Below are 19,966 nucleotides of genomic sequence, written 5' to 3'. Positions count from 1 at the left end.
GACAGCCAGACGTTGTCGACGCCGTTCAGGCGGTTGGAATGCACATGCCGCTGGAAGGACTGAACGTCGTGGACGTTGTGGGCGAGCATGAGCACGCCGCGCTTCGAATACATGACGTTGTAGTTCAGGTCCTGCGACAGGTTCTCCCACAGGTCGAGGGCGTGGTCGTAGAGCCGGGCGCTTTCGTCGTAGAGGTAGTTCGAGCGGATGATCGTGGTGTTGCGCCCGGTGTTGCCGCCGCCGAGCCAGCCCTTGTCGATCACCGCGACATTGGTGATCCCGTGCTCCTTCGCGAGGTAGTAGGCGGCGCCGAGCCCATGCCCGCCGGCACCGACGATCACCACGTCATAGGCCGCCTTCGGCTCGCGGTCGGGCCACTGCGGCGTCCAGTTCTTCTGGCCGGTCAGCGCGCCCCGGATCACCTGGGCGAAGGAGAAATGCGTCATGGCTAACCTCCATGAGCATGATCCCCCCTTCATGCCAGCGAAGCGCCGATCCGTCATGTACGCATGCATCGAAACCACTGTATCCTCGCGTCACGCTCGGGACCGGAGGACCGCGAGGACACATTCGTTCCGGCGCTGGGAATCGAACCCGCTCCCTGCTAACATCGGGTCAAGCGACCGGAGCGAGGAAGCGGCAGCGGATTCGCACCGCCGGGATACCGCCCGGAGGCGACCCGGCGAGGTACCGGCGGTACCCGCGCCGACATCCCGTGGGGAACGTCGGCGGAAACACCCGCCGCCCACCCGGCAGGTAACGGATCACGGCTTCAACTCTCCGCGAACGAAAAACGGGCGGATTCGGGGTCAGGCGCCGCTTTTTCGGGCATCGGCGCATGGCATCGGGGGCATGTCACCGGCGGTCTTCGGCGCCGCGCCGGCGGCGGGACACCATACCGCCCCGGAACGCTTGCATCGTCGCGGGCTTGCCAGTTAGCTGCGAGGTGAATGCCGCTTGGCGTCATCGTGGTGGGTATTGGGATGAAGGATACGACGGGGCACGACGCCCCGGTCGCGCGCGCGCTTCCGACGATCGACACCTTCGGGGAGTTGTGGGGCCTTCTGAAGGAGGATTACGCGATCCATTCGACGACGCGCGAGATCACCGTCCTGACGCCGGGGTTTCTCGCGCTCGCCGTCTATCGCTGCGGCGTCTGGCTCAACGGGCGGCCGAGGCTGCCGCGGGCGATCCTGCGCCGGGTGCTCGCCATTCCCGCCTATTTCATCCGGAACTGCTTCGGCATCTCGCTCTATTCCAGCGCGACGATCGGGCGCCGGCTCAAGATCGCGAACCACAGCGCCATCATCATCCACTCCCGCGCGCGAATCGGCGACGATTGCATCATCCGCCAGGGCGTCACGATCGGCTTCGCGGGGCAACGCGGGCTCGGCAACGTGCCGACGCTCGGCAACCGGGTCGAGGTCGGCGCCGGCGCGATCATAGCGGGCACGGTTTCGATCGGCGACGATGTGAAGATCGCGTCGAACGCCGTCGTGATGATGAACGTCCCCGCCGGCAGCGTGGTGGCGATGCCACCGCCCCGGATCATGGCGCCCCCGCCCAGGGCCGCGTCGACGGAACCGGCCACGGCGGCGCGGGCGGGCAACGCATGAATCCGCGCGCCTCCTCCCTCGCGGAGCTGAAGGAGACCGGGAACCGCTTCTTCGCGGAGCATCGCTACGACGAGGCCGCCTCGGCCTATGAGGAAGCCGCGCGGATGAGCGAGATTCCCCGCGGCGGCCTCTGCGTCCGCCTCGCCCGCGCGCATCTGGAGGCTGGCCGGCCCGAGGCGGCGGCCGCCTGGCTGATGCCGGTGGCCGACGCGGCGCCGAGCTTCAGGACCTGGTGGTCGGCGGTCAGCATCCTCGACCGCTGCCCCCCGGAGACCTGGCCCCGGATACGGCGCCGGCTCAGGGTCGCGCTGGTCGGGACCTGGACGACGCGCACCTTCGGCGCGCTGCTCCGTCTCGCCGCCGCGCGCCTCGGGCTCGCCCTCGAGATCGAGGAGCCGGATTTCGGGCAGTACTTCAACGCCACGCTCGATCCGGGTTCCCCGCTCCATGCCAGCCGGCCCGATGTCGTCATCCTCGCGCCGGATCATCGCGCGCTCGGGCTGGAGCCGTTCTCGGACACGCCCGACACCGATACCGAGGCGGCGGTCGAACGCTGGGCGGGCGTCTGGCGCGCGTTGCGGGCGAATGCCTCGCCGATCATCATCCAGCACGGTTTCGCAACCCCGGGGAGCGATCCGCTCGGGCATTACGCCACCGGCCTCGCGGGATCGCGGCGGACCGTCACGGCGCGGATCAACCGGCGGCTCGCAGGTCTCGCGACCGAGCAGGATGTCGGCTTCATCAGCGTCCAGGCGCTCGCCGGACGGCTCGGCGCCGGGGCCTTCTTCGACGACCGCGGCTGGTACATGGCGAAAATGCCCTATGGTCCCGAGGCCCTGCCGCTCCTCGCCCGCCATACCGCCGCCGTGCTGGCCGCGCGGGTCGGCTTCTCGCGCCGCTGCCTCGTGCTCGATCTCGACAACACGCTCTGGGGCGGCGTGATCGGCGACGACGGGGTGGAGGGCATCGTGCTCGGCGACGGTCCCGACGGCGAGGCCTTCGTCGATTTCCAGCTCGCCCTGAGGGAGCTGAAGGGCCGGGGCATCCTGCTCGCGGTCTGCTCCAAGAACGACGAGGCGGTGGCGCGGGCGGCCTTTCGCGACCATCCCGAAATGGTGCTGCGCGAGGACGATTTCGCCGCCTTCGTGGCGAACTGGGAGCCGAAATCGGCGAATCTGCGCGCGATCGCGGCGACCCTCGACCTCGGCCTCGACTCGCTCACCTTCCTCGACGACAACCCCTACGAGCGCGCCGAGGTGCGCCGGGCGCTGCCCGAGGTCGATGTGCCGCTCATGCCGGAGGACCCGACCGGGTTCCGCCGCGCGATCGAGGAATATCCCTATTTCGAACCCTCGGCCTTCACCGCGAACGACCGGGCGCGGGCCGAGCAGTATCGCGCCCGGGCGAACGCGCTCGCGCTTCAGGCCTCCGCCGGATCAATCGAGGAATACCAGGCGGGGCTCGGCATGCGGGCGCTCTTCGGCCGGATCGACGCACTCAACATGAGCCGGGTGGTCCAGCTCATGAACAAGACGAACCAGTTCAACCTGACGACCCGGAGGCGCACCGTCGCCGCGGTCGAGGAACTGCTGGCGCGTCCCGGCACTCACGGGATCTGGGCCCGCCTCGCCGACCGGTTCGCCGACCACGGACTGATCTCGGTAGCCATCGGCATCGAGCGGGACGCGCCCGACGGGCGCGTGCTGGAGATCGATACGCTGCTCATGAGCTGCCGCGTGCTCGGCCGCGGCATGGAGGCCGTCGTGGTCGCCGAACTGGCGCGTCTCGCGTGGGCTGCGGGCTGCGTCCGTGTCGAGGGTCTCTACATCCCGACCGAGCGCAACGGCATGGTCGCCGATCTCTACCCCCGTCTCGGCTTCGGCGACGAGAGCCGCGAGTCCGACGGCGCCGTGCGCTGGACCGCGGCGCCCGGCGCGCTCCTCTCCCCCGACGTTCCGATCGAAGTTTCCTGGCATCAAGGGTGACGCAGTGTCCGATGTTGTCGAACGATTGACCGAAGTGTTCCGGGCCACCTTTGGTGACGAGGATCTCGTCCTCAGGCCGGAAATGACCGCCGACGACGTGCGGGCCTGGGACTCGGTCACCCATATCACGCTGATCTATGCCACCGAGGACGAGTTCGGTATCCGTTTCAGCACCCGCGACATCGCGGGGCTGAAATGCGTCGGCGACCTCATCGAGGTGATCGAACGCCGGGTCTGAGACCGCGGTCGGAATCGCGCGCCGGACCTTCGGTTCGCCGGCCGCTCAGATCGGTACGAGCAGGGTCGACTTGATCCGGTTCAGGGTGAAGCTCGTATTGATCGACAGGATGTTCGGCAGTTCGACGATCGAGTCCTTGACCGTCTGTTCGTATTCGTCGACGCCATGCGCGATGACCTGCAGCACGTAGTCGTATTCTCCGCTGATCGAGAAGCACTGGATGATCTCCGGGACCTTGCGCGCGGCGGCCTCGAACTCGCGCAGCTTCTCGCGCCGGTGCTCCTTGATCTTCACGAAACAGAACACCGTGACGTGGAATCCGGCGGCCTTGGCGTCGACGACGTGGCGTTTCGCGCTGATGACGCCGGCTTCCTCGAGGCGCCGCAAGCGCCGCCAGCAGGGCGTGTGGCTGAGCCCCACCCGGTCGGCGAGGTCGCGCATCGTGAGCTCCGGTTCCCGCTGGATCTCCCGCAGGATTCGCCTGTCCGCGTCGTCGAGCCGGATGCTTTCCAATCGAACCTCCCTCGCTGACACTCCTGCCCCTGACCACCGCGCGGCGATTCGCGGCCCGTTGGAACGCTGGTTCCGAACCAAAAGCATCGACGTGACAAAGCGGCGCTCCTGACGATCATTTTAGGACATTGTCGCGTCAAGAGTCGATGAGCGCGCGCAGGAACGCGACCGCGTCCCGGCTTTTCCGGAGTATACTGCGGGCAGCCGGGCGCGAGCCGTGTCTCGTCCGCCGGAAGCCACAGGAGGTCCAGAATGAACAAGGCGATCACCCTGGACGACACATACCTCGCCACATCGGGCGCGGTCTACATGACCGGCATCCAGGCGCTGGTCCGTCTGCCCATGGTCCAGATGCGACGCGACCGCGCCGAGGGTCTCAATACCGCGGCCTTCATCAGCGGGTACCGCGGTTCGCCCCTCGGCGCCTACGACCAGCAGCTCATGAAGGCGCGCGCGCATCTCGAACCGCTCGACATCGCCTTCCAGCCCGGCGTGAACGAGGATCTCGCCGCGACCGCCGTCTGGGGCTCGCAGCAGGTCGGGCTCTCGCCCGGCGCGAACAAGGACGGCGTGCTCGGGATCTGGTACGGCAAGGGTCCGGGCGTCGACCGCTCGGGCGACGTGTTCAAACACGCCAACGCCGCCGGCACCTCGCGCCACGGCGGCGTGCTCGCGCTCGCGGGCGATGACCACACCTGCAAGTCCTCCTCCATCCCACATCAGTCCGATCACGCCTTCATGTCGGCGCTGATGCCCTGCCTCTATCCGTCCTCGATCCATGAATTCGTGGAGATCGGGCTGCTCGGCGTCGCGATGTCGCGCTTCTCCGGCTGCTGGGTGGGCATGAAGTTCATTTCCGATACCGTTGAGACGACCGCAGTCGTCGATCTCGCGGGCGAGGAGCGGCGGTTCGTGATCCCGGAATTCGACCTGCCGCCCGGCGGGCTCAACCTGCGCTGGCCCGATCCGCCGCTCGTCCAGGACGAGCGGTTGCAGGAGCACAAGGGCTACGCCGCGCTCGCCTTCGCCCGCGCGAACCGGGTCGATGAGGTGGTGCTCGACACGCCGCGCGCGCGTTTCGGCATCGTCGGCTCCGGCAAGGCCTTCGAGGATGTGCGCCAGGCGCTGCTGAAACTCGGCATCGGCGAGGCGGAGGCGCGCGAGATCGGGCTCAGGCTCTACAAGGTGCGGATGCCCTGGCCGCTGGAGCCGGAGGGGATCCGGCACTTCTCGGAAGGGCTCGAGGAAGTGCTCGTGGTCGAGGAACGCCGCGAGATCATCGAGAACCAGATCAAGCAGCAGCTCTTCAACTGGCGCCCGGACGTGCGGCCGCGCATCGTCGGCAAGTTCGACCATCAGGACCATCCGTTCCTGAAGCATTCCAAGGGCCTGACCGTCGGGACCGTCGGCCGCGCCATCGCCGAGCGGCTGCTCACCTTCGATTTCGACGAGGGCCTGCGGGCGCGGATCACCGAGAAGCTGCATTATTTCGAGGAGCGCGAACGGCTTGCCGAGCATCATGTCCCGCCCGTGATCCGCACGCCGCACTACTGCGCCGGCTGCCCGCACAATACCTCGACGCGCGTGCCCGAGGGCTCCCGCGCGCTCGCCGGCATCGGCTGCCATTTCATGGTCCAGTGGATGGACCGCAGGACCGAGACCTTCACGCATATGGGCGGCGAGGGCGTGCCCTGGACGGCGATTGGCCGCTACACCGATGAGAAGCATGTGTTCGTCAACATGGGCGACGGGACCTTCTTCCATTCGGGCCATCTCGCGATCCGCCAGTCGGTCGCGGCGAAGGCGAATGTGACCTACAAGGTGCTCTACAACGACGCGGTGGCGATGACGGGCGGCCAGCCGGTGGACGGCCCGCTCACCCCCGAGCGGGTCACGCATCAGCTCCACCATGAGGGTGTCACGCCGATCTATCTGCTGGCCGAAAGCCCCGACGCCTATCCGGCCGAGGCGCTCGCCCCGGGGGTGATCATCCGGCACCGCGACGAGATCGACGCGGTGATGGAGACCATCCGCGAAGTTCCCGGCTGCTCGGCGATCGTCTTCGTGCAGACCTGCGCGGCGGAGAAGCGGCGCCGGCGCAAGCGCGGGCTGATGGAGGACCCCGACATGCGGGTCTGGATCAACCCGGAGGTCTGCGAGGGCTGCGGCGATTGTTCGGAGCAGTCGAACTGCATCGCGATCGATCCGCTGGAAACCGAGATGGGCCGCAAGCGCCAGATCAACCAGTCGGCCTGCAACAAGGATTTCTCCTGTCTCAAGGGCTTCTGCCCCGCTTTCGTCACCGTTCGTGGCGGCAGGCTCCAGCGCGGCGCGAAGGCCGAGCTGCCCGCGATCGACGACCTGCCGGTGCCGGAGCTTCCGGCGCTCGACCGGACCTGGAATATCGCCGTCACCGGCGTCGGCGGCACCGGGGTTCTGACGATCGGCGCGGTGATCGCGATGGCGGCGCATGTCGAGGGCAAGAACCCGATGCTGCTCGACATGGCAGGGCTCGCCCAGAAGGGCGGCGCGGTGCTCTCCCATATCCGCATCGCCGACGCCGGCGAGCCGGTCACCTCGCCCCGGCTCGCGAGCGGCACGGCCGATCTGCTGCTCGCCGCCGACAGCGTGGTCGCGGCGAGCAAGGACGGCATCCGGCTCTGCGATCCGGCGCGCACCCACGCGGTCCTGAACGCGAAGGTGACGCCGGTCTCGGATTTCACGCGCAAGCGCGATTTCGATTTCCGCGAGGCGCGCGTGGAGAAGGTGGTTCGGGACGCCGTGCGCTCCGGTGAGCATTTCCATGATTTCGGCGCCATCACCCGCGCCGTGACCGGCGACGAGATCGGCGCGAACATCATGATGCTCGGATATGCGTGGCAGCTCGGCTTCGTGCCGCTCGCCGCCGAGTCCATCGAGGAGGCGATCGGGATCAACGGCGTCGCGGCGAAGGCCAATGTCGAGGCGTTCCGCTGGGGCCGCGTGCTCGCCAATGATCCCGCGCGCATCAGCGCGCCGGCGCGTCCGGCGCTTGCCGATCTCTCGACCGAGGCGCTGATCGAGCATCGCGCGGGCCATCTTACCCGGTATCAGGGCAAACGCCTCGCGCGCCGCTACCGCGATCTCGTGGCGCGGGTCGCGAAGGCGGCGGAGAGCCGGCTCTCGGGCGCCCATCAGGCGGCCGACCGGGACGCGCTGGTACGCGCGGTCACGCATAACCATGCCAAGGTCCTCGCCTACAAGGATGAATACGAGGTGGCGCGTCTCTATGCCCGGCCCGAGTTCCGCGAACAGCTCGGGGCCGAGTTCGATGGCGACTTCCGGATGTCCTTCAACCTCGCCCCGCCGTTCCTGCCGGGGACCGCGGCGAACGGCCGTCCGAAAAAGCGCGAGTTCGGGGCCTCGATGCTGAGTGCCTTCGGGGTGCTCGCGAAGCTGAAGGGTCTGCGCGGCACGCCGCTCGATCCCTTCGGCTACACCGCCGAGCGCCGGGCGGAGCGCGCGCTGATCAGGTCCTACGAGGCGGATGTGTCGCGCGTCCTCGAAGGCTTGAACGGCGAGAACTTCGGCCTCTGTCTCGAACTCCTGTCACTGCCCGATGCGATCCGGGGCTTCGGCCCGGTCAAGGAAGCGGCGATGCGCGAGGCGGAAACCCGCCGGGCCGGACTTCTCGATGCGCTGCGGGCCGAGCCGGCCGCGGGACCGACGGCGCACGCGGCGGAATGAGCCGGGGCGCTCCGGCGCCCGGACAGATTTCGGGGCTCTCCTGATCGGAGAGCCTCGCGCGGCCGGAAACAGCATCATCCAGCGGATCGGAACCCCGCGGGCGGTCGGACCCGCCCGCGGGGTTCTTCGTCATCGCGCCGAGGGTTCGAGCCCGACCGGCCCCGCGTCGCGCCCCGTGCCGCGCCCCGCGTTCGAGGCGGCGAGCCGGTGATCGATCAGCAGCACCGCCGCCATGCCGAGCATTCCCGCGATGGCGATCGCCATGAAGTTCTGCTCGAGCGGCAGTTCCAGCGCCACCAGCGTGCCGATCAGGATCGGCCCGACGATCGCGCCGAGACGGCCGATCCCCGAGGCGAAACCGACGCCGGTCGAGCGGATCGCGGTCGGGTAGAACGACCCGGCATAGGCATAGGCGAGGATCTGCGTGCCGAGCGTCGAGGCGCCGACGAAGAAGACGATGACGAAGAGCAGCCCCGTCGATTTCGTATACCCCATCAGCGTCAGCGAGGCGGCGCCGGCGGCGTAGAACAGGATCAGCACGGTCTTGATGTTGAACCGGTCGCCGAGCCAGCCGCCCGAGACCGCGCCGATGATGGCGCCGAGATTGAAGACGATGACGAAGTTCAGCGCCGAGCCGAGGCTGTAGCCTGCCATCGCCATGAGTTTCGTGAGCCAGGAGCTGAGCGCATAGACCATGAAGAGGCCCATGAAGAAGGCGACCCAGATCATCACCGTGCTGAGGCCGCGGCCGCCTTCGAAGAGCTTCGCGACGGGGGCGCTGGTGGCGCGATCCGCGCTCGGCAGGGTGAAACGGGCATCGGGGGCGAGGGGAACGTCAGGCGCGAGCTTGCCGATGGTTCGCCGCACCTCGTCGACCCGGCCCTGGCGGATCAGATACGGCATCGATTCCGGCATGGTTTTCAGGATGACCGGGATCAGGACCAAGGGCGCCAGCGCCGCGAAGAACACCGATTGCCAGCCATAGGCCTCGATCAGCTGCTTGCCGGTCAGCGCCACGAGAATGCCGCCGATGGAATAGCCCGCGAAGGCGAGGGTCACGAGACGCCCGCGCAGCTTCGCCGGCGCGAATTCGGCCATCTGCGCCGTCACGATCGGCAGCGCGCCACCGATCCCGAGCCCGGCGAGGAAGCGCATGACGCTGAAGGTGATCGGGTCACCGGCGAGCCCGGAGGCGGCGGTGAAGACGCTGAAGAGTGCGACGCAGATCGATATCCCCATCCGGCGCCCGATCCGGTCGGCGAGCGTGCCGAGGGAGATCGCCCCGAACATCATGCCGAAAAGCGCGGAGCTTGCCATGAAGCCCGCCTGCGCCGCGTCCACGCCCATCTCGTCCATGATCGCGGGCATGGCCGCGCCGACGACGGCGAGATCGTAGCCGTCGAGGATCAGGATGAGGACGCACCAGAACAGCACGACCCCGTGGTAACCGTTGAACCTCGCCTCGTCGACGATCCTGTGGACATCGATGTCTCGCATGGTTTCTCCCTCCCTTGTTGAACTGGTCCACGCGCGTCGAGCGGGCACGGCCCCGCGGCGCGCGAAAGCACTCGCCATTCGGCGTTCTCGTCAGCTGTCGGTTTTCGTGAATCGTCCCGCTGGTTCCCGGCGCCCCGGCCGAGACCGCGGGGTCCCGCGTCAGGCGGTGCGTTCGGCCCTGAGCCCGAGCCGTTCCTCGACATCCTTGCGCATGAGGAATTTCTGCGCCTTGCCGGTGACGGTCATCGGGAAGTCCTCGACGAATTCGACGTAGCGCGGGATCTTCTGATGCGCGATCTGCCCGGCGCAGAAGTCGCGCACCTCCTCCTCCACCAGCGTCTCGCCCTCGCGGACCACGATCCAGGCGCAAAGCTCCTCGCCGTACTTCCGGTCCGCGACGCCGAAGACCTGAACCGACTGGACCTTGGGATGGGTGAAGAGGAATTCCTCGATCTCGCGCGGATAGAGGTTCTCGCCGCCCCGGATCACCATGTCCTTGATGCGGCCGACGATGTTGCAATAGCCCTGCGCGTCGAGGTTCGCGAGATCGCCGGTGCGCATCCAGCCGGCCTCGTCCAGCACCTCGGCCGTCTTCTCCGGCTCGTCCCAGTAGCCGCGCATCACCGAATAGCCGCGGGTGCAGAGCTCGCCCGGCTCGCCGCGCGGCACGATCCGGCCTTCGAGATCGACGACCTTGACCTCAAGATGCGGATGGACGCGCCCGACGGTGGAGACGCGGGCCTCCAGCGGATCATCGGTCGCGCTCTGGAAACTCACCGGGCTCGTCTCGGTCATCCCATAGGCGATCGTGACATCGCGCATGTTCATGCGCTCGACCACCTTCTTCATCACCTCGATCGGGCAGGGCGAGCCTGCCATGATGCCGGTCCGGAGCGAGCCGAGGTCGAAACTCTCGAAATCCGGGTGGTCAAGCTCGGCGATGAACATGGTCGGCACGCCGTAGAGCGCGGTGCAACGCTCGGCCTGCACCGTCTCCAGCGTGACGCGTGGATCAAAACCTTCGCCCGGATAGACGATGGTCGCGCCGTTGGTGACCGCGGCGAGGTTGCCCATCACCATGCCGAAACAGTGATAGAGCGGCACCGGCACGCAGATCCGATCCTCTTCGCCGAGCTTCAGCGCGCGGCCGACGAAATAGCCGTTGTTGAGGATGTTGTGGTGGGTGAGCGTCACGCCCTTCGGCGAACCGGTGGTGCCGCTCGTGAACTGGATGTTGATCGGATCGTCGAATTGCAGTGTCCCGGCGAGGGTTTCGAGCCGCTGCCGTTCGGCGGGTCCGCCGAGGCTCGCCACGTCCTCGAAGGCGATGGCGCCCTCGACCTTCGGCCCGCCGATCTGGATCACGGTCCTGAGCTTCGGCAGCCGCTCCGCCACCAGGTTGCCGGGCGCCGCGGTCGCAAGCTCTGGGGCGAGCGTCGTCAGCATCCCCATGTAGTCGCTGGTCTTGAACGCCGTCGCGGTGACGAACGCCTTGCACCCCACCTTGTTGAGCGCGAATTCGAGCTCGGAGAGGCGATAGGCCGGGTTGATCGTCACCAGCACGAGCCCCGCCCTGGCGGCGGCGAACTGCGTCAGCGCCCATTCGGCGCGGTTCAATGACCAGATGCCGATCCGGTCGCCCGGTGCGAGACCGAGGCCGAGCAGGCCGGCGGCGAAGGCCTCCGCCCGGTCGCGCAACTCGGCCCAGGTCCAGCGCACGTCCTGCGACGGCGAGACCAGTGCCTCGCGCCCGCCCCATTTCTCGGCGGCGCGGTCCAGCGCCTGGCCGATGGTCTGGCCGAGCAGCGGGGTGTCGGATATGCCGGAGACGTAGCTCAGGTCGGTCATGAGATCCTCCCGGGACCCTGTTTTCTATGGTTCAGCCGAGGAAGGCGCGGATGCGCTCCTGCGCCTCGTCGCTCTCCCAGCAATCGGCCAGCGCCTCGATCGATCGCGCGATATCGGCCTTCTGATCCGTGCCTATCCCGAGGCAGAGCGCCTTGGCGGCGGCGACCGCGCCGGGCGCGGTCTTCAGGATCGCCGCGGTTCGCTTCGCGACACGTTCGTCCAGCGCCTCGGCGGGGCAGACCTCGTGGATCAACCCGGAGCGCACGCCGAAGTCCGGGCCGAAGGTATTGCCGGTGAAGAACACCTGCCGCGCGAACCCCTGTCCCATCCGCCCGACGACGAAGGGGCCGATGGTGGCGGGGATGAGCCCGAGCCGCGTCTCGGTCAGGGCGATCCTGATCCCCTCGGCGGCGATCGCGAGGTCCGAGACCGCGAGGAGCCCGACGCCGCCGCCGAAGACATTGCCCTGAACGCGGGCGATCAGCGGTTTCGGCAGCGCGTCGAGTGCCGCGAGCATCGCCGAGAGCTTGCCCGCCTCGACGATCTTGCCGGCGCGGTCCGCCTCCTGCTGCGCCCGCATCCACTCCAGATCGCCGCCCGCGCAGAAGCTGGGACCGGTGGAGGCGAGAACGACGGCGCGAACGCCAGGGTCGCCGCCGAGTTCGGCCGCGGCTTCGGTCAGTTCCGCGATCATGCGCGCGTTCATCGCATGGTGCTTGTCGGGCCGGTTCAGCGTGACCGTGGCGATGCCCTCACCGTCGGTCGCGATCAGGATGGTCTCGGTCATCGGGCTTCCTCCTTCGGCGCGGCGGCGACCCGCTCGAACATGAAGGCCTCGGCCTTTTCCAGCGCCTCGATGTCGAGCCCGGTTTCCCAGCCGCCCGCGGCCAGCATCCGGACAAGCGGCAGGGTCGAGACATTGCCCTTCGCACCGGGCGCGTAGGGGCAGCCGCCGAGCCCGCCGATGGCACTGTCGAAGGTCCGGAGCCCGTATCCGAGCGCGACCTCGACATTGGCGAGCGCGTTGCCGCCGGTGTCGTGGAAGTGCCCGGCGAGCCGGTCGGGGGTGATGGCGGCCGTCACATGGGCGAGCATCCGGTCCACCTGCCCGGGCCGGGCCCGGCCGATCGTGTCCGCGAGCGAGACCTCATAGCAGCCCATGTCGAGCAGGGCGGCGGTGACGCGCTCCACCGCCTCGGGCGCGATCGGGCCATCGTAGGGACATTCGACGACGCAGGAGACATAGCCCCGGAGCGGGATCTCCGCCGCCTTCGCCGCCTCCGCGACGGGCGCGAAACGTTCGAGGCTCTCGGCGATCGAGCAGTTGATGTTCTTCTGGCTGAACCCTTCCGAGGCCGAGGCGAAGATCGCCACCTCGGAGGCGCCGGCGGCGCGCGCGCCCTCGAACCCCTTCATGTTCGGCGTCAGCGCGGCGTAGCGGATGCCGGGCCCCCGCCGGATGCCCGCCATCACCTCGGCGCCATCGGCCATCCGCGGCACCCATTTCGGCGAGACGAAGCTCGCCGCCTCGATCCGGGTGAGGCCGGTCGCCGACAGGAGGTCGATCAGCGCGATCTTGTCGGCGGTCGGCACCATCGCGGGCTCGTTCTGCAGCCCGTCGCGCGGGCCGACCTCGTAGACGGTGACGTGCTCAGACATGCGCCTCCTCCTCCTCGGGCTTGCGCTCGCCCGGTGCGAATTCGACGAGGAGCGTGCCGTCGTCCACATTGTCGCCGACCGCGCAATGCACCGCCTCGACTGTGCCGTCCGAAGGCGCACGCAGGCTGTGCTCCATCTTCATCGCCTCGAGCACGACGAGGATGTCACCCTTGGCGACGCTCGACCCCGCCTCGACCGGCACCGAACGGACAAGGCCGGTCATCGGCGCGGTGATCCGGTTGTCCGCCGCGCCGCCGGTCGCCTCGACCGCGAGCGGGTCGATGACCGAGAAATCGGTGATGCGGCCGTCGAGCAGGACCGAGACGGCGCTGCCGACGCGCACGACCCGCGCCAGCAGGTTGCGGCTGCCGAGACGGGCGCGCATGCCCTCGGGGCCGACGCTCACCGCGTCGAAGGCGACCGAGCCGTCGCCCTCCTCGACCGCGATCCGGTTCGGCCCGAGCAGGCGCAGGTCGCGGGAAACGAGCTCGCCATCGGCGATCAGCTCCACCCGCCGGCTCGCCGAGCCCCAGAGCCGGAAGCCGAAGAAGGGTCGCGCCGGATCGAGATCGAGCGCCGCCATCGCCGCGAAGAGCACCGTCGCGTCATCGGGCGCGCCGACATGGGTCAGCGCCGCCTGCTTGCGCCCGATGAGCCCGGTGTCCATCCGCCCGGCCGCGAAATCGGGATCGAGGCAGAGCGCCTGCAGGAAGCCGAGGTTCGTCGCCGTCCCTGCGATATGCGTCCGCCCGAGCGCCTGGCGCAGCTGGAACAGCGCCTCGGTCCGGCTTCCGGCATGGGTGGTGAGCTTGGCGATCATCGGATCGTAATGCGCGCTGATCCGGTCGCCGCCGCCGACACCGGTGTCGATCCGCGCGCCCCCGGGGAAGGCGACATGCAGAAGTGGCCCGGGGGCGGGGAGAAAGTCCTTCGTCGGGTCCTCGGCGTAGATGCGCGCCTCGAAGGCATGGCCGAGGAGCGGGATCTCGTCCTGCGCCAGCGGCAGCGGCTCGCCGGCGGCGACGCGAAGTTGCCATTCGACCAGATCGAGACCGGTGATCGCCTCGGTCACCGGATGCTCGACCTGGAGCCGGGTGTTCATCTCCATGAACCAGAACCCGTCGGGGCGCAGCGGCCCGGAGCCGTCCACGATGAACTCGATCGTCCCGGCGTTGTAATAGTCGACCGCCTCCGCCGCGCGCACCGCCGCGTCGGTCATCGCCGCGCGCACCTCCGCCGGCATCCCCGGCGCCGGGGCTTCCTCGATCACCTTCTGATGCCGGCGCTGCAGCGAGCAGTCGCGCTCCCAGAGGTGGACGACGCGGCCATGGCGATCACCGAAGACCTGCACCTCGATATGCCGGGGCGTGGTGATGTACTTCTCGATCAGCACCGCGGGATCGCCGAAACTCGACTTGCCCTCGCGCTGCGCGCCTTCGAGGGCGGCTGCGAAATCGCCGGGCTTCTCGACCAGCCGCATCCCCTTGCCGCCGCCGCCCGCGCGGGCCTTGATCAGCACCGGATAGCCGATCTTGTCGGCCTCCGCGGCGAGGAAATCCGGCTCCTGCCGCTCGCCGTGATAGCCGGGCACGACCGGGACGCCCGCCTCGGCCATCAGCGCCTTGGCGGCGTCCTTGAGCCCCATGGCACGGATCGACGCGGCGGAGGGGCCGATGAAGGTGAGCCCCGCGGCCTCGACCGCCTCGACGAATTCGGGGTTTTCCGAGAGAAAGCCGTAGCCCGGATGGATCGCCTCGGCGCCCGTGGCGCGGGCCGCCTCGATGATCCGCTCGCCCTTGAGGTAGCTTTCGGAGACCGGCGCCGGGCCGATATGGACCGCCTCGTCCGCGAGCACGCGGTGGCGCGCCTCGGCGTCGGCGTCGGAATAGACCGCGACGGTGGCGATGCCCATCTTGCGGGCCGTCTCGATGACGCGGCAGGCGATTTCGCCCCGGTTGGCGATGAGAATCTTCGTGAACATCTTCGCCCCCTTACATCCGGAACACGCCGAAGCGCGTCTCTTCCACCGGTGCGTTCAGCGCCGCCCTGAGCGAGAGCGCCACCACGTCGCGCGTGGTCCTCGGGTCGATGATCCCGTCGTCCCAGAGCCGGGCCGAGGCATAGAGCGGATGCGACTGTTCCTCGAACTGGTCGAGCACCGGCTGCTTAAACGCGGCCTCGTCCTCGGTGCTCCAGGCGCCACCCCGGGCCTCGATCGCGGCGCGGCGCACGGTCGCGAGCACGCCCGCGGCCTGTTCTCCGCCCATCACCGAGATGCGCGCGTTCGGCCACATCCAGAGAAACCGCGGCCCGAAGGCCCGGCCGCACATGCCGTAATTGCCCGCGCCGAAGGAGCCGCCGACGATGACCGTGACCTTCGGCACCGCGGCGGTGGAGACCGCGTTCACGAGCTTCGCGCCATCGCGCGCGATCCCGCCCGCCTCGTATTTCGAGCCGACCATGAAGCCGGTGATGTTCTGCAGGAACAGAAGCGGCGTCTTGCGCTGGCAGCAGAGCTCGATGAAATGCGCGCCCTTCTGCGAGCTTTCGGAGAAGAGCACGCCGTTATTGGCGATGATCCCGACCGGAACCCCGTCGATATGGGCGAAGCCGCAGACGAGCGTGGTGCCGAAGCGCGCCTTGAATTCCTCGAAATCCGAGCCGTCGACGATCCGCCCGATGATCTCGCGGATGTCGAAGGGCGTCTTCGAATCCGCCGGAACCACGCCGAGGATCTCGTTCGGGTCCATCGCTGGCGCCTGGGTCTCGCGGACCGGGATCGACGGCGCGGGCGGCAGTCCGAGATTGCGTACCGCCTGCCGGGCGAGCGCGAGCGCATGGGCGTCGTTCTCGGCGAGATAGTCGGCGACGCCCGAGAGCCGCGTATGCGTGTCACCGCCGCCGAGCGTCTCGGCATCGACCACCTCGCCGGTCGCCGCCTTCACGAGCGGCGGGCCCGCGAGGAAGATCGTGCCCTGTTCCTTGACGATGATCGTCTGGTCGCTCATCGCCGGCACATAGGCGCCGCCCGCCGTGCAGGAGCCCATGACGACGGCGATCTGCGCGATCCCCTTGGCGCTCATCCGCGCCTGATTGTAGAAGATCCGCCCGAAATGGTCGCGGTCGGGGAAGACCTCGTCCTGGTTCGGCAGGTTCGCGCCGCCCGAGTCCACGAGATAGACGCAAGGCAGGCGGTTCTCCTCCGCCACCTCCTGCGCGCGGAGATGCTTCTTCACCGTGAGCGGGAAATAGGTGCCGCCCTTCACGGTCGCATCGTTGCAGAGGATCATGCAGTCGCGGCCCGAGACCCGGCCGATGCCCGCGACGACGCCCGCCGCCGGGATCTCGCTCTCATAGACCTTGTGCGCGGCGAAAAGGCCGATCTCGAGGAAGGGGCTCCCGGGATCGAGCAGTCGGGTGACGCGCTCGCGCGGCAGGAGCTTGCCGCGGGCGACATGGCGGGCGCGCGACTTCTCGTCGCCGCCCTGGATCGTCCGGTCGGCGAGCGCGCCGAAATCGGCGAGCAGGCCCTCCATCTGCGCGACATTCGCGCGGAAATCCGGGCCGTTCGGGGCGAGCTTGCTGGTCAGCCGGGTCATCGCCGCCTCACTTCGTCTGCTCGAAGATCTCGCGGCCGATCAGCATCCGCCGGATCTCCGAGGTCCCCGCGCCGATCTCGTAAAGCTTCGCGTCGCGCAGGAGGCGTCCGGTGGCGAATTCGTTGATGTAGCCGTTGCCGCCAAGGCACTGGATCGAGTCGAGCGCGACCTGCGTCGCCTTCTCGGCCGCGTAGAGGATGCAGCCCGCGCTGTCCTGCCGGCTGGTCTCGCCCCGGTCGCAGGCCGCCGCCACCGCGTAGACATAGGCGCGGCAGGCGTTCATCGTCGTGTACATGTCGGCGATCTTGCCCTGCATCAGCTGGAAGGTGCCGATCGGCTTGCCGAACTGCTCGCGCTCATGGATGTAGGGCACGACGATATCCATCGCCGCCGCCATGATGCCGAGCGGACCGGCGGCGAGCACCACGCGCTCGTAATCGAGCCCCGACATCAGCACGTTGACGCCCTTGCCCTCCTCGCCGAGCACGTTCTCGAACGGCACGAGGCAGTCCTGGAATACCAGTTCGCAGGTGTTGGAGCCGCGCATCCCGAGCTTGTCGAGCTTCTGCGCGGTGGAGAACCCGGCCATGTCGCGCTCGATGATGAGCGCCGTGATGCCGCGCGGGCCCGCCTCCGGGTCGGTCTTGGCATAGACGATCAGCGTGCTCGCGTCGGGACCGTTGGTGATCCACATCTTGTTGCCGTTCAGCACATAGCCGTCGTTGCGCTTCACCGCGCGGAGCCGCATGCCGACGACATCGGACCCCGCGCCGGGCTCCGACATGGCGAGCGAGCCGACATGCTCGCCCGAGATGAGCTTCGGCAGGTATTTCGCCTTCTGCTCCGCCGTGCCCCAGCGGCGCATCTGGTTGACGCAGAGGTTCGAATGCGCGCCGTAGGAGAGCCCGACCGAGGCGGAGGCGCGGCTGATCTCCTCGATCGCGACGCAATGCGCGAGATAGCCCATGCCGGCGCCACCATCCTCCTCCGGCACGGTGATGCCGAGCAGGCCGAGCTCACCGAACTTCCGCCAGAGATCGGCGGGGAACTCGTTCTTCGCATCGACCTCGGCGGCGCGAGGCGCGATCTCGTCGGCCGCGAAACGCCGGACCATGTCGCGCAGCGCCTCTATCTCCTCGCTGAGCCCGAAGTTCATCACGGCGTCGAACATTGCACTCTCCTGGCTGGACCGATGCCCGGGCGATACGCGGGATCGGCTTTGGGGTTCGCGGGTTCGTTCGCAGAGTGCCGCCGGGCCTCGCCGCGCCGATCCCCAAAAGGCGGTCCGGGCGGTCGACCTTCCATGTCACAGCCATCCGGACTGGACCGGGAACCGACGACGATCTGCGAAAGTTCCTCCCGTTTCTTGTCTTTTCCGTCACGATAGGTTCCGCTTGATGGGGATACTACCTCTGTTCCGATTGCATTCGCCGCCAATTCCTGTGCAAATCGCGCCACCAAGCTTGCGCCACGAGGACCAGCCATGCGCGAACCTCAGGGAGGGCCCGGCGTCCCCGCCGCCTTCGTCCGGGCGATCCTCGCGGCCTACATGCGCCGGGGACTCGACGGTCGGCCGGCGCTGCTGCGCGCCGGCATCGCGCCGGAGGATATCGCCTCGCACGATCCGGCGCGCCAGGTCGCGCTCGGGTCCTTCGAGGCCCTCTCCTCGCATGCGATGCGCGAACTCGACGACGAGGCGCTCGGCTGGTTCTCCCGAAGGCTGCCCTGGGGAAGCTACGGCATGCTGCTCAGGGCGTCGCTGACCGCGCCGACCCTCGACGTGGCGCTCAGGCGCTGGTGCCGGCATCACGGGCTGCTGACCGAGGACGTGAGCCTGACGCCCCGGATCGAGGCCGGCGATTGCGTGGTGTCGCTCCGGGAACGCGCGCCGCTCGGCGTCTCGCGGGAGTTCGGCCTCGTGAGCCTGCTCCGCAATCTCCACGGCGTCGCCTGCTGGCTCATCGACTCGCGGATACCGCTGACCGGTACGGAGTTCCCCTTTCCAGCCCCGCCGCATGCCGAAGCCTACGGCCGGATGTTCCCCGGGCCGATCACTTTAGACGCGCCGGAGACGCTCATCCGCTTCGACGCGGGCTACATGCGTCTGCCGATCGTGCGCGACGACGCCGCGCTCAGGCATCTGCTCGGCAGGCCGATCGGGCTCATGGCGCGGCAGTACCGCCAGGACCGGCTGCTGTCCCAGCGGATCATCCGGCTCATCGCGGCGAACGGGTCCGCCGACACGCCGGAGATGGCCGCGCGGCTCAACATCTCCGTACGCAGCCTGCAGCGGCATCTGCGGGAGGAGGGAACCTCGCTCATCGCGCTCCGCTCGGAGGCGCGGCGCAAGCGCGCCGAGGACCTGCTCGGCCGAAGCGACTTGCCGCTGAAACGCGTCGCCCGGCTCGTCGGCTATGGCGACGAGGCGAGCTTCGGGCGGGCGTTCCGCGGCTGGACCGGCCGCACGCCAGCGGAGTTCCGGCGAAGCGTCATCCAGCCGCCCGGAAGGGGTTAAGCATCCGGACGCGTTCCGCGCATCGTGGCGGCGCTCACCGCCATCTGCTCACTCGGGACAGGCGCTCCGAACGGCATTCACTCCGGCGCCGGGAGCCGGAACTGGCCCTGTTTGGTGCCCACGTATTGCACCAGCCCCGCGCGCGCCGAGCGGAGCGTGCGGGTGCGGATCTCGAAGACGCCGCTCAGCCCCGCGTATTTGCCGGACCCGCCGAGCCAGCGGCCGGTCCCGACCGGTGTGTCGCCGAGCGGCTGCGCCTCGAAATCCGCCTGCTCGTAGATCTGATCGCCATCCGCGTCGGTATAGGTGCAGTTCACATGCTGCTCGAAGGTCTTCAATGCGTTGTCCACCGTCCAGGTCCCGACGCAGCGCCCGGTCTGGTTGTGCAAATACTCGGCATTTTCCGCGTTCATCGCCGTCAGCGTCGAGTTGGTGAGGCCAACGAAGCGGTCCGGCCCGACCTGAAGCGGCTCGTCCTCGGCCTCCGCGTAGCCGACGAAATTCGCGGCGAACGGGCCTTCGCCGGCGATCGACTGGGCGCTGGCCGGATGCGGCGCCGCGGATACGACGAATGCCGCCAGCATCGCCGCCGGCAGGCTCGTCCTTTCAGCAACCCACGGGATAGAAACTGGCGTAATCGACCGCGCCGCCGGGCATATCGCGGATCGCGGAGAGAGTCGTGTCATCGGCAGTCCCTTCTGACGAGCGGAGCGGTTCGGCGCCGGACCCCACGCCCGGCGCGGTGAGCCGTCCCGCGATCACGGTCTCCC

At 68.6% G+C, this 19,966-nt stretch carries 15 protein-coding genes; 5 read left to right on the top strand and 10 right to left on the bottom strand.

From position 1 onward, the window contains the following. On the bottom strand, positions 1-446 hold a 446-nt coding region (locus tag ACLJK8_RS18785; protein ID WP_413151878.1), incomplete at its 3' end, for an FAD-dependent oxidoreductase. A 537-nt stretch (positions 447-983) separates the two neighbouring features. On the opposite strand from ACLJK8_RS18785, the gene ACLJK8_RS18780 reads away from it, so the two are divergent. The 3 genes from ACLJK8_RS18780 to ACLJK8_RS18770 are packed head-to-tail and all read left to right on the top strand — an operon-like array spanning position 984 to position 3,839. After that, positions 984-1,616 carry a serine O-acetyltransferase gene (locus ACLJK8_RS18780; protein WP_413151877.1) on the top strand — a complete coding sequence of 211 codons (633 nt, stop codon included), beginning with the start codon at positions 984-986 and terminating at the stop codon, positions 1,614-1,616. Further along, positions 1,613-3,601 carry an HAD-IIIC family phosphatase gene (locus ACLJK8_RS18775; RefSeq protein WP_413151876.1) on the top strand — a complete coding sequence of 663 codons (1,989 nt, stop codon included), beginning with the start codon at positions 1,613-1,615 and terminating at the stop codon, positions 3,599-3,601. The genes ACLJK8_RS18780 and ACLJK8_RS18775 overlap by 4 nt, the downstream gene beginning before the upstream one ends. Before the next feature lie 25 nt (positions 3,602-3,626). After that, positions 3,627-3,839 (top strand): acyl carrier protein, encoded by a 213-nt coding sequence (locus tag ACLJK8_RS18770; protein ID WP_413151875.1) that lies wholly within the window; start codon positions 3,627-3,629, stop codon positions 3,837-3,839. A gap of 45 nt (positions 3,840-3,884) precedes the next feature. Here the strand turns inward: ACLJK8_RS18770 and ACLJK8_RS18765 are convergent, their stop codons facing one another. After that, a complete protein-coding gene (locus ACLJK8_RS18765) occupies positions 3,885-4,352 on the bottom strand; it encodes an Lrp/AsnC family transcriptional regulator (protein WP_413151874.1) in 468 nt (155 codons plus the stop codon). 252 nt (positions 4,353-4,604) lie between these two features. On the opposite strand from ACLJK8_RS18765, the gene ACLJK8_RS18760 reads away from it, so the two are divergent. After that, on the top strand, positions 4,605-8,078 hold the full coding sequence (locus tag ACLJK8_RS18760; RefSeq protein ID WP_413151873.1) for an indolepyruvate ferredoxin oxidoreductase family protein: 3,474 nt from the start codon (positions 4,605-4,607) through the stop codon (positions 8,076-8,078). Positions 8,079-8,207: 129 nt separating this feature from the next. Here ACLJK8_RS18760 and ACLJK8_RS18755 read toward each other — a convergent pair whose 3' ends face one another. From ACLJK8_RS18755 to ACLJK8_RS18725, 7 genes are all read right to left on the bottom strand, one after another. Next, positions 8,208-9,575 carry an MFS transporter gene (locus tag ACLJK8_RS18755; RefSeq protein WP_413151872.1) on the bottom strand — a complete coding sequence of 456 codons (1,368 nt, stop codon included), beginning with the start codon at positions 9,573-9,575 and terminating at the stop codon, positions 8,208-8,210. Between the two features lie 159 nt (positions 9,576-9,734). Beyond that, complete coding sequence (locus ACLJK8_RS18750) at positions 9,735-11,423, bottom strand: AMP-binding protein (RefSeq protein WP_413151871.1); 1,689 nt, start codon at positions 11,421-11,423, stop codon at positions 9,735-9,737. A 31-nt stretch (positions 11,424-11,454) separates the two neighbouring features. After that, on the bottom strand, positions 11,455-12,210 hold the full coding sequence (locus tag ACLJK8_RS18745; protein ID WP_413151870.1) for an enoyl-CoA hydratase-related protein: 756 nt from the start codon (positions 12,208-12,210) through the stop codon (positions 11,455-11,457). Beyond that, on the bottom strand, positions 12,207-13,082 hold the full coding sequence (locus ACLJK8_RS18740; RefSeq protein ID WP_413151869.1) for a hydroxymethylglutaryl-CoA lyase: 876 nt from the start codon (positions 13,080-13,082) through the stop codon (positions 12,207-12,209). The genes ACLJK8_RS18745 and ACLJK8_RS18740 overlap by 4 nt, the downstream gene beginning before the upstream one ends. Then, on the bottom strand, positions 13,075-15,063 hold the full coding sequence (locus ACLJK8_RS18735) for an acetyl/propionyl/methylcrotonyl-CoA carboxylase subunit alpha (protein WP_413151868.1): 1,989 nt from the start codon (positions 15,061-15,063) through the stop codon (positions 13,075-13,077). The genes ACLJK8_RS18740 and ACLJK8_RS18735 overlap by 8 nt, the downstream gene beginning before the upstream one ends. A 10-nt stretch (positions 15,064-15,073) precedes the next feature. Further along, entirely contained in the window at positions 15,074-16,681 is a 1,608-nt protein-coding gene (locus tag ACLJK8_RS18730) for a carboxyl transferase domain-containing protein (protein WP_413151867.1), read from the bottom strand. 7 nt (positions 16,682-16,688) lie between these two features. After that, positions 16,689-17,852, bottom strand: coding sequence for an isovaleryl-CoA dehydrogenase (locus tag ACLJK8_RS18725; RefSeq protein WP_413151866.1), 1,164 nt, complete (start codon positions 17,850-17,852; stop codon positions 16,689-16,691). 312 nt (positions 17,853-18,164) lie between these two features. On the opposite strand from ACLJK8_RS18725, the gene ACLJK8_RS18720 reads away from it, so the two are divergent. Further along, positions 18,165-19,196 carry an AraC family transcriptional regulator gene (locus tag ACLJK8_RS18720; RefSeq protein WP_413151865.1) on the top strand — a complete coding sequence of 344 codons (1,032 nt, stop codon included), beginning with the start codon at positions 18,165-18,167 and terminating at the stop codon, positions 19,194-19,196. A gap of 77 nt (positions 19,197-19,273) precedes the next feature. Here ACLJK8_RS18720 and ACLJK8_RS18715 read toward each other — a convergent pair whose 3' ends face one another. Further along, positions 19,274-19,780 (bottom strand): hypothetical protein, encoded by a 507-nt coding sequence (locus tag ACLJK8_RS18715; RefSeq protein WP_413151864.1) that lies wholly within the window; start codon positions 19,778-19,780, stop codon positions 19,274-19,276. Positions 19,781-19,966 lie beyond the last annotated feature (186 nt).

This window comes from Amaricoccus sp. W119, assembly GCF_047275745.1.
Taxonomy (GTDB): Bacteria; Pseudomonadota; Alphaproteobacteria; order Rhodobacterales; family Rhodobacteraceae; genus Amaricoccus.
Note: the sequence above shows the minus strand (reverse complement) of the source record. Positions and strands in the feature narration are given on the sequence as shown.